The organism is Sphingomonas sp. PP-CE-3A-406 (assembly GCF_003688625.1).
Classification (GTDB): Bacteria; Pseudomonadota; Alphaproteobacteria; order Sphingomonadales; family Sphingomonadaceae; genus Sphingomonas.
The window spans coordinates 1,113,466-1,128,152 of sequence record NZ_RCWY01000001.1 but is presented as its reverse complement, the minus strand read 5'-3'; the positions used below and the strand labels follow the sequence as shown (position 1 = coordinate 1,128,152).

17 protein-coding genes and 1 tRNA gene are annotated in these 14,687 nt (G+C 62.3%); 8 read left to right on the top strand and 10 right to left on the bottom strand.

What is annotated here, in order from left to right:
• Positions 1 to 190 precede the first annotated feature (190 nt).
• The 4 genes from C8J44_RS04920 (at position 191) to C8J44_RS04905 (ending at position 3,248) form a co-directional block, all read left to right on the top strand.
• Positions 191 to 1,573 carry a hypothetical protein gene (locus C8J44_RS04920; protein ID WP_056047568.1) on the top strand — a complete coding sequence of 461 codons (1,383 nt, stop codon included), beginning with the start codon at positions 191 to 193 and terminating at the stop codon, positions 1,571 to 1,573.
• A gap of 102 nt (positions 1,574 to 1,675) precedes the next feature.
• Positions 1,676 to 2,191: a DUF2975 domain-containing protein gene (locus C8J44_RS04915; protein ID WP_056047570.1), complete on the top strand. Its 516-nt coding sequence runs from the start codon at positions 1,676 to 1,678 to the stop codon at positions 2,189 to 2,191.
• Positions 2,191 to 2,409 carry a helix-turn-helix transcriptional regulator gene (locus C8J44_RS04910; RefSeq protein WP_056047572.1) on the top strand — a complete coding sequence of 73 codons (219 nt, stop codon included), beginning with the start codon at positions 2,191 to 2,193 and terminating at the stop codon, positions 2,407 to 2,409. The genes C8J44_RS04915 and C8J44_RS04910 overlap by 1 nt, the downstream gene beginning before the upstream one ends.
• On the top strand, positions 2,406 to 3,248 hold the full coding sequence (locus C8J44_RS04905) for a hypothetical protein (RefSeq protein WP_056047575.1): 843 nt from the start codon (positions 2,406 to 2,408) through the stop codon (positions 3,246 to 3,248). Before C8J44_RS04910 ends, C8J44_RS04905 begins: the two co-directional genes overlap by 4 nt.
• A gap of 292 nt (positions 3,249 to 3,540) precedes the next feature.
• Here C8J44_RS04905 and rplL read toward each other — a convergent pair whose 3' ends face one another.
• From rplL to rplK, 5 genes are all read right to left on the bottom strand, one after another.
• Entirely contained in the window at positions 3,541 to 3,915 is a 375-nt protein-coding gene (gene rplL, locus C8J44_RS04900; RefSeq protein ID WP_056047577.1) for a 50S ribosomal protein L7/L12, read from the bottom strand.
• Between the two features lie 64 nt (positions 3,916 to 3,979).
• Entirely contained in the window at positions 3,980 to 4,495 is a 516-nt protein-coding gene (rplJ, locus tag C8J44_RS04895; RefSeq protein ID WP_055879768.1) for a 50S ribosomal protein L10, read from the bottom strand.
• 278 nt (positions 4,496 to 4,773) lie between these two features.
• Positions 4,774 to 5,130, bottom strand: coding sequence for a GFA family protein (locus tag C8J44_RS04890; RefSeq protein WP_056047580.1), 357 nt, complete (start codon positions 5,128 to 5,130; stop codon positions 4,774 to 4,776).
• A 335-nt stretch (positions 5,131 to 5,465) separates the two neighbouring features.
• Positions 5,466 to 6,158 carry a 50S ribosomal protein L1 gene (gene rplA / locus C8J44_RS04885; protein WP_056047582.1) on the bottom strand — a complete coding sequence of 231 codons (693 nt, stop codon included), beginning with the start codon at positions 6,156 to 6,158 and terminating at the stop codon, positions 5,466 to 5,468.
• 4 nt (positions 6,159 to 6,162) lie between these two features.
• Positions 6,163 to 6,594 carry a 50S ribosomal protein L11 gene (gene rplK, locus C8J44_RS04880; protein WP_056047586.1) on the bottom strand — a complete coding sequence of 144 codons (432 nt, stop codon included), beginning with the start codon at positions 6,592 to 6,594 and terminating at the stop codon, positions 6,163 to 6,165.
• Between the two features lie 383 nt (positions 6,595 to 6,977).
• Between rplK and C8J44_RS04875 the strand changes: the two genes are divergently transcribed.
• Complete coding sequence (locus C8J44_RS04875; protein ID WP_121903514.1) at positions 6,978 to 7,952, top strand: hypothetical protein; 975 nt, start codon at positions 6,978 to 6,980, stop codon at positions 7,950 to 7,952.
• A 284-nt stretch (positions 7,953 to 8,236) separates the two neighbouring features.
• Here the strand turns inward: C8J44_RS04875 and C8J44_RS04870 are convergent, their stop codons facing one another.
• The 5 genes from C8J44_RS04870 to C8J44_RS04850 all read right to left on the bottom strand — a co-directional run bounded on the left by C8J44_RS04870 (position 8,237) and on the right by C8J44_RS04850 (position 12,104).
• On the bottom strand, positions 8,237 to 9,472 hold the full coding sequence (locus tag C8J44_RS04870; RefSeq protein WP_147453124.1) for a hypothetical protein: 1,236 nt from the start codon (positions 9,470 to 9,472) through the stop codon (positions 8,237 to 8,239).
• A 35-nt stretch (positions 9,473 to 9,507) separates the two neighbouring features.
• Entirely contained in the window at positions 9,508 to 10,038 is a 531-nt protein-coding gene (locus C8J44_RS04865) for an ImmA/IrrE family metallo-endopeptidase (protein ID WP_121903857.1), read from the bottom strand.
• Between the two features lie 703 nt (positions 10,039 to 10,741).
• On the bottom strand, positions 10,742 to 11,278 hold the full coding sequence (gene nusG, locus C8J44_RS04860; RefSeq protein ID WP_055872668.1) for a transcription termination/antitermination protein NusG: 537 nt from the start codon (positions 11,276 to 11,278) through the stop codon (positions 10,742 to 10,744).
• A 13-nt stretch (positions 11,279 to 11,291) separates the two neighbouring features.
• Complete coding sequence (gene secE / locus C8J44_RS04855) at positions 11,292 to 11,489, bottom strand: preprotein translocase subunit SecE (RefSeq protein ID WP_056047594.1); 198 nt, start codon at positions 11,487 to 11,489, stop codon at positions 11,292 to 11,294.
• Positions 11,490 to 12,027: 538 nt separating this feature from the next.
• A tRNA-Trp gene (locus tag C8J44_RS04850) sits at positions 12,028 to 12,104 on the bottom strand.
• 167 nt (positions 12,105 to 12,271) lie between these two features.
• Between C8J44_RS04850 and C8J44_RS04845 the strand changes: the two genes are divergently transcribed.
• From C8J44_RS04845 to rpsG, 3 genes are all read left to right on the top strand, one after another.
• On the top strand, positions 12,272 to 13,285 hold the full coding sequence (locus C8J44_RS04845) for an alpha/beta fold hydrolase (protein WP_121903512.1): 1,014 nt from the start codon (positions 12,272 to 12,274) through the stop codon (positions 13,283 to 13,285).
• 419 nt (positions 13,286 to 13,704) lie between these two features.
• On the top strand, positions 13,705 to 14,076 hold the full coding sequence (gene rpsL, locus C8J44_RS04840) for a 30S ribosomal protein S12 (protein WP_010164594.1): 372 nt from the start codon (positions 13,705 to 13,707) through the stop codon (positions 14,074 to 14,076).
• Between the two features lie 49 nt (positions 14,077 to 14,125).
• Positions 14,126 to 14,596: a 30S ribosomal protein S7 gene (gene rpsG / locus C8J44_RS04835; RefSeq protein ID WP_031393769.1), complete on the top strand. Its 471-nt coding sequence runs from the start codon at positions 14,126 to 14,128 to the stop codon at positions 14,594 to 14,596.
• Positions 14,597 to 14,687 lie beyond the last annotated feature (91 nt).

Here is a 14,687-nt window from a genome sequence, read left to right as displayed (position 1 = left end):
TCCTCCCCCTGCGTCACTTTCGGCGCCCCCTGGCGGGCGAGATTGCGGTTAACCGGCACCCGATCGCCCACGCGTCACCAACGCTTCGCCGCTACCTGGAAGCAACTCGTCGCATGACGGCTTGCCGTCGCAGCAGGTTCAGCCTCCCCCGGGCACAACGCCGCCAGACCGCGCGCAGGGGATTTCGACGATGACGACCGACCGCGGGGCGCTGGCTGCCCTGCTCGCCACCATGACAGTCTTCGGGACCGTCCTGGGTACTGCCGCGACATCGGCAGTCGCGCAGACCGAGCCAGTCGCACCAGTGCGCGGCCTAGAGCGCCTCCAGACGCCCGGTACCCAGCCGACCTCGGACGCGAGCTCGATACCGGTTCCCGCCGCACCGACGATCGTCCTGCCGAGCCCATCGCCGACCCCATCGCCGACGAGTGCGCAGGCCCCGCGCAACGCACCGTCGCCACGCGCGACGACCACCACCGCCGCCGACCGTACGGCAAGGAATCGCCCGGCTACCAATCCAGCAGCGACCGATCGAACGACCGGCCAACGCGCGGCCAACCGCAGCACTTCGGAAACTGCGACACAACCGCGGACGTCGGAGCCCGAGCAGACGCGGACGTCGACGCCTGCCGAGCCGCCCGTCGCCGCGCCGACGCAAGAGCCCGTGCCGGCTCCTCAGTCTTCGCCGAGCTCGACCGCCCCCTCCGAAGCTGCGCCGCAACCCGCCGCACCGACCACGACGGCCGAATCCACGCTCTCCGCGCCGGAAACGGGCAGGTCGATGCCGCTGTGGCTGTCGCTGACGGCGATCGTCGTGGTTCTCGGTGCGCTATGGGCACTCCGCCGCAAACCGCGCGGCAGTCGATTCGACCGGATCGAACCCGAAGCCTATGTCGAGCCCACCCCCGAGCCCGCCGCTCCGATTCCTTCTGCTTCCGCTGAGCCGGCGATATCGTCGACGCCCGCTTCGCCTGTCGTCACGCCGGGCGCCGTAGCCGGTGCGGCCATACCCGCGAGCGCACCCAAATTCCTCGAGCCCAGGGCGAAGGCCGCGCCCACGCCGCCCGCTTCCGCACGCGCACGGCTGACGTGCGAACTCCGCCCCCTGCGCGCCGGGCTCAATATGCTCAGCGCCACCGTCGAGTGCGAACTCATCATCACCAACACGGGGACCGCATCGGCCGAGGCGATCCGGACCGGCGTCGCGCTGCTTACCGCGCATGCCGATCAGGACATGGACATTGCACAGTTCAACGCCGCGCCCGTGGTCCGTCCCGCGGCGCCGCCCTTCGCCCTGGCCGCAGGCGAAACGCGCACCATCCGCACCGTCGCCGCGATTGCGCGCGAGGCGATCCGCACGATGACGGCCGCCAACCGCCCGATGTTCGTGCCCGTTCTCGCCACGAATATTCTCTACGCAACGGCCGGTGACGACGCGCAGACCGCTCGCGCGTGGGTGGTCGGTATCGAGCGTACCGACTCCGCCAAGCTCGCCCCGTTCTGGCTAGACGGCCCGGCGAAGATGTTCACCACCGTCGCGGCAAGACCTCACGCGGCGACGTTCGAGCGCTGATCTCTAGGCTGTAGCCTGCGATCGATCCGAAGATTTCCGCTCCTGTCATTTGACGTTTATCGATAAGCGATACATATCGTTTATCGATAAACGGAGGGCGTCATGCGGGATCGGTTTTTGGGTATCGCGAACGGCGTGCTGCGGTTTGCCAACGGATTGAACTGGACGTCCGCGATCGGTTTCGCCGTTGCGATCGTCTTGTCGTTCGTTTTCGCCGACGCACTGACCGCGCAGATAGCGGTTAAATATCACGGCCGATACGTGCCGGAGACGGTGGCGATCATGCGGTTGCTCGGCGTTATCTCGATCGCGGCGGCCGTCGCCGTGCACCAGCTGTTCACTCGTCTGATCGCGATCGTCGAAAGCGTGCGCGTCGGTGACCCATTCGTCGCGATCAATGCAGACCGGCTCCAGCGGATCGGCTGGGCGCTGCTCGTACTGCAGTTGCTCGACCTCGTCCTCGGGGCGACCGCGCTCTATTTCAACCGGATCAACGTCGATTTCGTCACCTGGACTCCTTCTTTTACCGGATGGATCGCGGTCGTCATGCTGTTCGTGCTCGCCCGCGTGTTCCGCGTGGGGGCGGGCATGCGCGACGATCTGGCGATGACCGTCTGATGCCCGTCATCGTCACGCTCGACGGCATCCTCGCGGCGCGTGGGCTGACGCTGACCGAGCTTTCGCAGGCGGTCGACATCACGATGGCGAACCTGTCGATTCTGAAGACCGGCAAGGCCAAGGCGATCCGCTTCTCGACGCTGGAGGCGATCTGCACCGCGCTCGACTGTCAGCCGGGCGACATTCTGAGTTTTACAGCAGACGGGGAAACGGCATGAGCGATCGTAGCGAAAGACTCGGGATTGGCGGGCGCATTGTCGGCGCCATCCTCGGCTTGGGGGGCGCCGTCGTGGAGACCTATCGGCTCGGCGGACGCGCGGTGAGGGCGGCACCGCTCGTCCTGGCGATCGCGGTGGTGCCCGAGTTCCTGCAACATATCGCGGAAATCCACCTCGGCATGTTCGCATCGGTCGAGCAGTTTCGTGCGCTCGCCAACGATCCACTGCGCTGGGGCTTCGGCTACGTGAAGATCGCGGGGTTCGTCATCGCCATTCTCGCGGTCGCGCGGTTCTGGTCGGTACGGTCGGTTCGTCGGACATTGCTGGTTCCGCCGATGACCTTCGTCCGGGTGGTCGTCGGATTGGTCGTGGGGCTGGCGGTCGCATCGCCGTTCATGTGGCTGGACAAGCAAGGTCTACCACTGGCGATCGCCGTACCGCTTCAGATCGTTTCGGGGATCATCCAGGGTGGCTTCCTGATCTACGTCGTTGGTGCGTTGATCGAGGACGCGTCGGTGACGCCAAAGCGGGCGATGACGTCACTGCTGCCCGCCGGGATCGTCCTCAGCGTCTTGGCGGCAGTCGCGTTCGGCCCGGCGCAGGCGCTGCACATGGCCAATCACAAGCTCGCCTTGGGCCAGCCGCTACCGATTGTGTGGGCGCTGATGGTGTTCGACGCGCTGTGGGTCGGGCTGTTCGCGGCGCTGGTGGGCTCGGCGTTGTTCGTCGGCGTGAGGACCGGGCTGACGTTGCGGGGGTGGACTGTGCACCCCCGCGATCTGGATGCGACGGTGGAGCCGGCGGACGACGCGCCGCGCTTCGCAATCCAAACGGCCTGACTGCCGGCTCTCACCACCCCGGCGGAGGCCGGGGCCCATGTGGGCGATCTGTCGTGAGGTACGTTGCGCTTCGTTAGCGCCGCCCCTCAATTGAGCTACGGCTTCCGCCGAGCAGATGGGGAAGTTCGCGACGTGTAACGAAAAAGGGCGACCCCATCGCTGGGGCCGCCCTTTTTCTTAGCTGCGGCCAGCAGGGGCAAAGCCCCTGCTTCGTCGGTCGACACTGCGTGCCGCCGGCCGGCCTTGCGGGAGTGCGATTTAGCCGAAGCTAAATCGTCTCTCCCGCTGCGGCTTACTTGACCTCGACGGTCGCGCCAGCTGCTTCGAGCTGAGCCTTGATCTTGGCGGCTTCGTCCTTCGACACGCCTTCCTTGACGGCCTTGGGAGCCGACTCGACCAGCGTCTTGGCTTCGGTCAGGCCGAGCGCGGTGATCGCACGGACTTCCTTGATGACGTTGATCTTCTTGCCACCGTCGCCGGTCAGGATGACGTCGAATTCGGTCTGCTCTTCAGCGGCCGGTGCGGCTGCGCCGCCGCCTGCTGCCGGTGCTGCGACCGCTGCTGCGGCCGAAACGCCCCACTTCTCTTCGAGCAGCTTCGAAAGCTCAGCTGCTTCGAGAACGGTCAGTTCGCTCAGGCTCTCAACGAGCGCGTTCAGGTCTGCCATGATAAATCTCCATCTCGGGGCATCGGCCCCATCAGTTCAAAAAGGTAACGAAAGGCCTGCAAGATCAGGCGGCTTCCTTCTCCGCGTAGGCGGAAAGCACGCGCGCGAGCTGCGCTGCCGGAGCCTGCGTAATCGTTGCCAGCTTCGTGGCAGGTGCCACGATGAGGCCAACGATCTTGGCACGCAGTTCGTCCAGCGAGGGCAGCGTTGCGAGCGCCTTCACACCGTCGACGTCGAGGGTCGTCGCGCCCATCGCCCCACCCACGATTTCGAACTTGTCGTTCGTCTTCGCGAATTCCACGACCACCTTGGCGGCCGCGACGGGATCGATGGAGCTGGCCAGACCGACCGGACCCGTGAGCATGTCGCCCAGCGAGCTGTAGTCGGTGCCGTCCATTGCGATCTTGGCAAGCTTGTTCTTCGAGACCTTGTAGGTCGCGCCGGCGTCGCGCATCTTGTTCCGCAGCACAGTGGACTGTGCGACGGTCAGGCCGAGGTTGCGCGTGACAACGACGACGCCGACCTCGGAAAAGGTGCGGTTCAGCTCGGCTACGGCCGCGGTCTTTTGATCACGATCCATGCCATTCTCCACGTTTTACGAGTTCACCGCTTGCGCAGTGGACCCGGTTACTAACCGGAGGCGCAGACAAACCCGCGCTTCCGGGGTGTCTCGTCGATGGGGCATGGGAGAGGGGCGGCGCGCAGATGGGCCGACAAAATCTCATTCCCCGTCTAGGTGGGAGATTAAGCACCGGCAAACCCGCTGCACCCACTGTCTCGGACGGAGTTCGACGAGCAAGCCCGCCGAACGAAGGTGCCGCTTAGCGGAATTGGCGGGGGAGTCAATCGCCGAGAGGGTCAGGCGTCCAGGTACAGCCCGGTATCCGCGCCGTCGAGCCTGCGTATCCTTGCCGCCGCTAGAACGTCGATCGGCATCAGGCGGGCGTTGATCCCGATCCGGTCGATCATTGGGTCGACCTTCGTCCAGTGCGTCACGCACCCGCATTCGCCGCATCGGTGGAAGCGCAATGTCTTGGCACCCCAACTGTAGACTGCCGTCGGCACGGATGCCGCGACGCGTATGTCGCTTGCGCGGTAATAGGCCCAGAGTACGCCGTAACGGCGACAGATCGAGCAGTTGCAGTCGGCGACCCATTCGGGCGGATCGTCGGCGGCCAGCGTTACCGCGCCACAATGGCAGGAGGCTTGGATCATGGATTGATCGGTGGCTCAGAATGGTGGGGCATTCACGCGTTTTCGCAAATCCCGTCATCCTGACGAAAGTCAGGATCCAGAGCCATTAGGAGTAGCGTCTGTAACCCTGGATCCTGACTTTCGTCAGGATGACGGGAGCGGGGGCTAGGGGGCGGCGATCTTCATCGAACGGCGATATGGCGCGCACGCAAAAAGGACCGGGATCGCTCCCGGCCCTTCTTAACTCTAAGCGGCGGGACGGGAGTAAATCCCGTCCTCGTCGGTCGCGGTTGCCCGCGCCGGCCGGCCTGTCGCCGTCTCGGGGTTAGCTTGCACTAACCCCGTGCGGCTTGGGCTTACGCGCCAGCAACCTCGGTCGTGTCGACCTTGATGCCTGCACCCATGGTCGACGAGATCGCGACCTTCTGGACGTACTTGCCCTTGGCGCCGGTCGGCTTGGCCTTCACCACTGCGTCGACCAGTGCGTCGAAGTTCGCGCGCAGGTCTTCTGCCGGGAACGACGCCTTGCCGATGCCCGAGTGGATGATGCCGGCCTTCTCGACGCGGTATTCGATCTGGCCGCCCTTGGCTGCCTGAACCGCGGCGGCGACGTTCATCGTCACCGTGCCGAGCTTCGGGTTCGGCATCAGGCCCTTGGGACCCAGCACCTTACCGAGGCGACCGACGATGCCCATCATGTCCGGGGTCGCGATGCAGCGATCGAAATCGATCGTGCCACCCTGGATGATTTCCATCAGGTCTTCGGCGCCGACGACGTCTGCGCCTGCTGCGAGGGCTTCTTCAGCCTTCGCGCCGCGGGCGAACACGCCGACGCGGACGGTCTTGCCGGTGCCCTTGGGCAGCGTGACGACGCCGCGGACCATCTGGTCTGCGTGACGCGGATCGACGCCCAGATTCAGCGCGACTTCGATCGTCTCGTCGAACTTCGACGTGGCGCCCGACCGTGCGAGACCGATGGCCTCGTCGATGCCGTGCAGCTTGACGAGGTCGACCGTGACGGCCTTCTGCTTCTTGCTCAGCTTAGCCATGATCTCAGCCCTCCACCACTTCGAGGCCCATTGCGCGGGCGCTGCCTTCGATGATCTTCGTCGCAGCGTCGATATCGTTGGCGTTGAGGTCCTTCATCTTCGTCGTGGCGATCTCGCTCAGCTGCGAGCGCTTGATCGTGCCGGCGACGACCTTGCCCGGCTCCTTCGAACCCGACTTGAGACCAGCGGCCTCCTTGATCAGGTACGATGCTGGCGGGGTCTTGGTCTCGAACGAGAACGAGCGATCCGCATAGACCGTGATGACGGTCGGGATCGGCATGCCCTTCTTCAGTTCGCTCGTGCCGGCGTTGAACGCCTTGCAGAACTCCATGATGTTCACGCCGCGCTGACCCAGCGCAGGCCCGATCGGCGGTGCGGGCTTTGCCTCGCCTGCAGGGACCTGCAGCTTGATGTATCCGGTAATCTTTTTAGCCATGTCACTCTCTTTGTGTGAGCCTAGCGGTGATGGCGGCTACCTCTCGGCAACCTCCCGCAATTCCAACAGTGAAGGTGGAAGCCGGCGCCCATACCCCAAAACCCGCAAAGCGGCAACACCCTGCTCCCTCCTTCTTCTCGGCGTCCCTTCTCCTCCGCGTCTCCGCGCCTCCGCGCGAACCCCGAATCTTCTGCTCCTCTGACTTCTCTTCGCGCCCTCGCGCCTTCGCGTGAACCAATCCTACTAAAGACTGCGCTCCCTTGTTCTCCCGCGAAGGCGCGAGCCCAGTCTGGGTCCCCGCCGTCGCGGGGAAACAAACTCGAAAACCACGCCCCCAGCACAAGCCCCTTGCAATGTAGGATATCGAGGCAGACCCACTAGCGATGGCGCGCCCGTTCACCCCCGACCAGTTCACCCGCCGCCAGGCCGCACAGAACGCCGCGTTCCTCGCCGCCCTCCGCCGCACCGGCAACGCCCGCGAAGCCGCCAGCACGCTAGGCTACAACCGCTCCACCTTCACCAAGCGCCGCGCCGCTCACCCCGCCTTCGCCGCAAAATGGAACGCCGCGCTGGCACTAGCATCCGCCGCTCTCAAAGATCCTCCCCGGAACGGGGAGGGGGACCGCCGACCAGAGGTCGGGGGTGGAAGAGGCTCGCCCCAAACGCCAAGCGCCGACACCACGCCCACGACGACAAGAACCGCCAACGGCCGTCTCCAGCTCCGCCGCCCGCCCGCCAACCGCCTCGACCACGCCGCCGAGCAAGCCTTTCTCACCGCGCTCTCCGTCACCGCCAATATCCGCCTCTCGGCCGCCGCCGCCGGGTTCAGCCACTCCGCCTTCTACGCCCGCCGCAAAGCTAGCCCCGCCTTCGCCCGCGAGATGCGCCTCGCGCTCGCGGCCGGCTACGAGTCGGTCGAGTTCGCGCTGTTGGCCGGTACCCTGCCAGGCTCGCACGACCATGACGAATGGCGCCACAACGCTCCCCCACCGATCCCGCCGATGACCGCGAACCAGGCGCTGCAGCTCCTCCACCTGCACAACCGGACGGTCCACCTCCAGGAAGAGCCACCGCACATCAAACGCCGCCGCGGCGAATCGAGCGACGCACACAGCTACCGCCTGACGGCAATGTACGAAGCCCGCCAAGCCCGCGCCCGCGAAGCCTTCGACATCGCCGAAGCCGCCCGTAACGAACGCGGCGAACCGACGCTGACCAACCCGTATCCGGCGCCGAGGACGGTACACCTGCCGGCGCTCGATCAGGTCACCGGCTGGAGCAAGGCCGATCCGACGAAGGTGGCGCACGATCCAAGCGTGGCGCTGTTCGGCGGGTGGCGGCTGAAGGGGCGGATATAGCGGTTTCGGTTTAGGGTTTATGCGAAACGGCCGCTCTCCGGCGGCAGTTCGCATAAGCGGACTATTGTTTATGTAGCTGTGCGCCAAATCAACAGCCTGAAAGAGAAGGACACCCATGTCACGGCACGTGTCAACTCAAGCGCATTTCGTTGGGTAGGTCCACACGATCAGCAGCAAGGTGGAAGTCGCCCACCTGCGCATGAGCTGCCTGAAAAAAGCGGAGCGGGTTGATGTGCGCCTGTGTAACGCTTCTTCAGCTCATCACCAACTGAGTCGAGCTGAGATTAAAAAGGCTCGGTAGCTGTCACAAAGCTGTCCATTACACGCTTGTCGCCTACATTCCTGAAAAAGACATCCAGCTTATTTCCGTCAACTGCTGTTACAGTTCCGTCGCCAAACTTGTGATGATGCACGGCGTCGCCCGCATCGAAGGAAGATGGACGGTCCGCATCATCGGCGAAAGCAATATCAACGAGTAGCTCGTCGAAGTCTTCTTGATCGACTACCTGCTCCGCGTCTGCGTCGGGTAAGTCTTGTTCTGGCGCCTCGGCGTCATACTCATTGTCTGGCAGGTTAAAGTTTTTGACTAGCAGGGCGTGGTAATTTTCATACCACGTTGGCATCTTTGCCAACGTTTGACCCACGTCGCCTTTGATGAAAGGTCGGAAGGTAAAGCTGGCATACTCTTTATAGAAGGCGTCGCAATACTCCCTGATATCCTCACGATTTACAATAGTTTGCGCTCGCAACTTATCTTCTTTGACTGCGAGCGAGTGACTGCCACTCATGTTGATCCAGAAAACCGGGTAAGACGCGCCGCCGATTACCCCCTTTAGGGTGTGCGATCCATCGTAGTTCAAGTCGATTCTGCTGACTTCTCCGTCGAAGCTCGTCATCGAGATGAGGTATGCAACGTCGACACTCACCACCATTTTACGGCTCGATGAAAAACCCGTCAGGCGGAAGCCCGTGTCAATCGAGGGGCCTATGTAGTCCACCGATAAACCAGTACTGTCTTTGTCCGTGTAGATCGAGTTGAGGAGGTTGCCACTGGCTTGGTAATAGTTCTCAACGCGCTCACTTGCGGCACTCGGATATCTGCCGATAACCACCTCTCGATTACGGTAAGGAAATCCTGCTACCCAAGCGGTACACTTAACATCAAGGGATGAGCTCTCCCCCTTAAGGAAGGTTCGCATTCGGTCGACGGCTTGGAACCAACATGTGAGCGTAGTAGCGATCTGGCGGTGGTCGCCCAGTTCCTTTACAAATAAAACTTCGTCGCCGATCGACTTCCAAAATTCAGGCTCATCCCCGTACAGCTCTACTGGAAGCTCGCTCTTCGCTTTTCGATCTGCCCATTGCTGAAGAAACGCCTGAGCCGCTTCGAAGTAAAAACCTTGGATAGCCGAAAACCAAACCGGACCGCTTTTCCAGTCCTCCTCAGCCCCCCCTGGGCGGCCGCGAGTCTGCTTTAGTGATGTCGAACCCACAATGTCCGCGCTGAGGAACAAGCGCAAACGGGGCTCTAGAAACGGCGGACATACCGGAACCGTCAATTAATTAGCCCCAGTCCCTTGGCCCGAACTTCAGCCGCAGCGGTAGAAACGAGGAAGTTGTCGGCGACCGATCTAATGTCGCCGCCCTTCTCTTCATACACTGAACGGAACGAAGCTTCGGGCATTAGGAATGCAGCAGCGAACCAATTTGCCTCCCACTCAATGCGTTCTGATCCACGGCGGAAAGCGACAACCCGATCTGGGAGGGCAGGGTTCTTTTTCTTCGCCCAAAGATAGTGAAGCACATAATGGCCAAGTTCGTGTGCAACCGTAAACCGGTCGCGTTCCGGGCTGGTATGCGAAGGGACTACAATCCTAAATTTGGATGGGCCTTCGACGTATAGACTGCCGGTGTGTTCCGGGTCCGTAAGCAGCGTGTCTTCAATCTGGACAACCCCACCCATCCTCTCGATGAGAGCATGAATGTCATCGCCTGCCGTGAAGCTGAGTTGCTGAGCAATCGACTCGGCAAATTTATGCACTTGAGGTTTCGACAGGCGAGATTCGACAGCCGGCGAATATGTCATTTTGTCCCCGTCAAGTTGCAAAGCGCGCTAACACAACGACACACGCCGTGCAATACGTATGTTCCTCTCTTGTTCTGCGCAAGCACATAGCATGCCGCGTTTGGCTACTGTTTGCCAAGCAACTGCCAGGTCGCTTATGGCAAGCCTAGCCAGGAGCCTGTCGCTTAGGCCGGTGAACAATCGCCTCGTTTGATCGGTTTCTGCTTAGAATATGGACGCGTGTCCGCTTTCCGATATGCTGGAGGCTTGGCTAGATGGCCAGAGTTGAGTGCTTTCGGTCTGCTTGGCGTGTAGCTTTATAAAGCGGATCCAGATGCACAGTGTACGATGGCCTGCAGGAACCTATACTTGGTGACGTATCAGGCCCCGAGTATGGTATTCCGATGTAGCGTAGGGAGCAGAACGGGTGGTGGCTGATGGAGTCCCGTTGATGTCGCGGAACCTATATCCATCCACCTCGTCATCCTGACGAAAGTCAGGACCCAGAGCCAAGCAGGCTAGCGTTCTGTAATTCTGATTCCTGACTTTCGTCAGGGCTACGGAACGCGAAGGGAATGCGCGGAACGCTGGGCGTTTCCAAAAACGCGACGCGGGAGTAAATCCCGCGTCGTCGGCCGGGCCGTTGGCCCGCCGGCCGGTCGAGGCCGTCTCGCGATTAGCCGCTGGCTAATCGTGTGCGGCCGCAAGCGCGCCGCTATGCGGCTTACTTGCTTCTTTCGACCTGCTCAAACTCGAGCTCGACTGGCGTCGCACGCCCGAAGATCGACACCGAAACCTTGACGCGGCTGCGGTCGAAATCGAGTTCTTCCACCAAACCGTTGAAGGTCGCGAACGGGCCGTCGAGGACCTTGACCTGATCGCCGATCTCGTAGTCGACCTTGACCTTCTGCTTGGGCGCAGCGGCGGCCTCTTCCTTGCTGTTCAGCATCCGCGTGGCTTCCGCCTCGCTGATCGCCTGCGGCTTGCCCATGCTGCCGAGGAAGCCGGTGACCTTCGGCGTGTTCTTCACCAAGTGATACACGTCGTCGTTCATGTTCAGCTTGGCGAGCACATAGCCCGGCATGAACTTGCGCTCGACCGCGATCTTCTTGCCGCGACGGGCCTCAGTGGTGGTTTCGGTCGGGACTTCGATCTGCTCGACGAGCTGCTCGAGACCCATCCGGGTCGCCTCGGCCATGATCGAGTCGCGGACCTTGCCCTCGAAGCCCGAATAGGCGTGAATGATGTACCAGCGCGCCATGACGGAACCTTGCTTACTGAGCGAGTTTGAGGAGGGCGGAGACGATCGCTTGCAGGATCGAGTCGACGCCCAGGAAGAACAGCGCGAGGATCGTCGTCATGATCACCACCATCACGCCGGTCATGACCGTCTCGCGACGCGTCGGCCACGTGACCTTCGCGGTCTCGTTGCGGACCTGCTGGATGAATTCGAGGGGGGACGTCTTCGCCACGATGTTCTTCGAACCCGCTGATTGAGAAACTGAGATGCGAGACATAGACCCACTAGCCGCTCCCTGTGAAGGGTCGCGGCGACAGGTCCGTTCTCGCTGTCGGAAGCGCGGCAGATAGCTGCCGTCACAGGTGAAAGCAAGTGCGCGGCAGGAGAGGGGCGGGGCGCGTGTCGGTAGAGAGGAGCGTAACTGCTGCGCGAAGTGGCGGGGGAGAGCGCTTGGGTCACTCGATCCCCCGCACGATCGTCTTGCCGGTGCCGGTTTGACCGGCGGCTCCGCTCCCACGGTTTCTATTTATCGTTCGGCTTGACGACGGCACCCGAGGTGTGCGCCGAACGCAGGCGAAAAAAAAGGCCGGTACAAGACCGGCCGTAAAAGTTTTTAGGAGAGGATGCCTGAAAGGCCTGATCGTTGTGCATCGCAGCACATCATAGATCAATTGCGAAAATTGCATTATGGAATGCACTTTCTGCAATCGCGATGAACGCGTGAAGCCACCGCGTGAAACGGTGCGTTCGAAATCGAAATTTAAAGGGGGTGGCAGGAGTGCTCGGATTCGAACCGAGGGCCTTCGGTTTTGGAGACCGACGCTCTAACCAACTGAGCTACACTCCTACACGGACGCGCCCCTTACCCAGCGTTTTCGCGAAGGGCAAGCGTCTCGCGTGCAATTCGTCCCGCGAGGTCCCCGCAACCGTCATCGTAAGGATGATGCGTTGCACGGTGCATGGTTTGCCCGTTAACCTTAAGCGGTCTCGTTGGATGTAGGAAAGCGTAATCGTATGAAGGCGGGATTGATGATGCTGGCGCTGCCGGTCGCGGCGTTGCTCATGGGGGCGGGGCCGGTTCCGCAGGTGCCGGACCTCGGGCTGCAGCTCGAACGCTTCACCTACCCGTGGCAGGTTCAGACGATGGAAGTCGATATCGTCGGCAGCCCTGCGCAGATGGCGTTCATGGATATCGCGCCGCAGCGCCCCAATGGTCGCACGGTCGTCCTGCTCCACGGCAAGAACTTCTGTGGCGCGACCTGGGGCAGCACCGCGCGGGCGCTGAGCGAGGTCGGTTACCGGGTGATCGTCCCCGACCAGATCGGCTTCTGCAAATCGTCGAAGCCCCGCGTGGCACAGTATAGCTTCGAGATGCTGGCGACGTTCACCAAGCGGCTGCTCGAATCGCGCGGCATCACGCGGGCGACGATCGTCGGGCATTCGATGGGCGGCATGCTCGCGATGCGGTACGCGATCCTGTACCCCGCGTCGGTCGAGAAGCTGGTGCTCGTCAATCCGCTCGGCCTGAAGGATCGTGGCGAGGAGGGCGTGCCCTATACCGACGTCGACACGCTGTGGGCGAACGAGAAGAAGACGAGCTACGCGTCGATCAAGGCGTACCAGCTCGAGAACTATTACCACGGCGTGTGGAAGCCGTCCTATGATCGCTGGGTCTGGATGCAGGCGGGCATGTACCAGGGGGCAGGGCGCGACACCGTTGCGCTCGCGCAGGCCAAGACGAGCGAGATGATCAAGACGCAATCGGTCGCGCACGAGCTGTACCGGATCACGCCGTCGACGACCTTGATAATCGGGACGCTGGACAAGACCGCCTTCGGCCGCGCGCAGGCGCCGGCGAACTTGCGTCAGTTTCTCGAGCCAATCCCGATGGTCGCGCCGCGCGCGGTGAAGCAAATGCCTAATGCAAAATTGGTGATGCTCGAGGGGCTGGGCCACTCGCCGCAGGTCGAGGATCCTGCGCGATTCGAGAAGACGCTGCTTGCCGTGCTTGGGACGCGATCGCGGTAGACGAGGTGCTGCGATCCTCCCCCGCCAGGGGGAGGTGGCTGGCCCTTGCCAGACGGAGGGGGAGGAAGGGGTAACGATCGTTACGTGTCCCTCCCCCTCCGTCACCTGCGGTGCCACCTCCCCCTGGCGGGGGAGGATCGAGAAAAGTGGCTCCCGTGCGTGGTCGTCAGCGGCTTCACGTCCGCGTTCGTCGCCACCTAACTACTCTCACCTAAGCCGATTCCGCCCCGTTGACCGCAACCGACTCCTGACCTATAGGCGCGGCCTGTTCTTCGGGAGTGTTTCCCGCCGGGCATGCTTGAACATTGCTGGATGCATTCCAGGACCTGAGGGGCGCTCCCGCGTTCCTATGGTCCTTTTTGTATTCTCAGGCGCCTCATGGCTCCAGCAAAGTAACCACTTGAAAGGTGAAGGCTTCAATGCCGACGATCAACCAGCTGGTCCGCAAGGGCCGCGATCCGCAGAAGGCCAAGTCGAAGGTCCCTGCGATGGAAGCAAATCCGCAGAAGCGTGGCGTTTGCACGCGCGTCTACACGACGACCCCGAAGAAGCCGAACTCGGCTCTGCGCAAGGTGGCCAAGGTTCGCCTGACCAACCAGCGCGAAGTCATCAGCTACATCCCGGGCGAGGGTCACAATCTTCAGGAGCATTCGGTTGTCCTGATTCGTGGCGGTCGTGTCCGCGATCTTCCCGGTGTTCGCTATCACGTCCTGCGCGGCGTGCTCGATACACAGGGTGTGAAGGACCGGCGTCAGTCGCGTTCCAAGTACGGCGCCAAGCGTCCGAAGTAAGCCGGTCAGGTATCTGATCATCAAGGCTGAAGTTTAAAAGGAATACAAAATGGCACGTCGTCGTCGTCCCGAAAAGCGGGTCATCCTGCCTGATCCCAAGTTCGGGGATGAGGTTCTGTCGAAGTTCATGAACAGCGTCATGCTGGACGGCAAGAAGTCCGTCGCAGAGCTGATCGTGTACGGTGCATTCGAAACCGTCGAGAGCCGCGCCAAGCGCGATCCGATCGGCGTTTTCCACGATGCGCTGAACAACGTGAAGCCGGGCATCGAAGTCCGTTCGCGCCGCGTCGGTGGTGCAACGTACCAGGTGCCGGTCGAGGTTCGTCCCGAGCGTGCACAGGCGCTGGCGATTCGCTGGCTGATCGGTGCGGCGCGTTCGCGCAGCGAGAACACGATGGCCGCACGGCTGTCGGGTGAGCTGATGGATGCCGCCAACAACCGTGGCAACGCGGTCAAGAAGCGTGAAGATACGCACCGGATGGCGGAAGCCAACCGTGCATTCTCACACTACCGCTGGTAACAGCGGGCTTCCTGCCGCTGGTAACAGCGGGCTTTGAAGCCTAGCATTGCTATCCGTGTGACGGGCGGTCTTTCGCCTGTCACGCAAACAC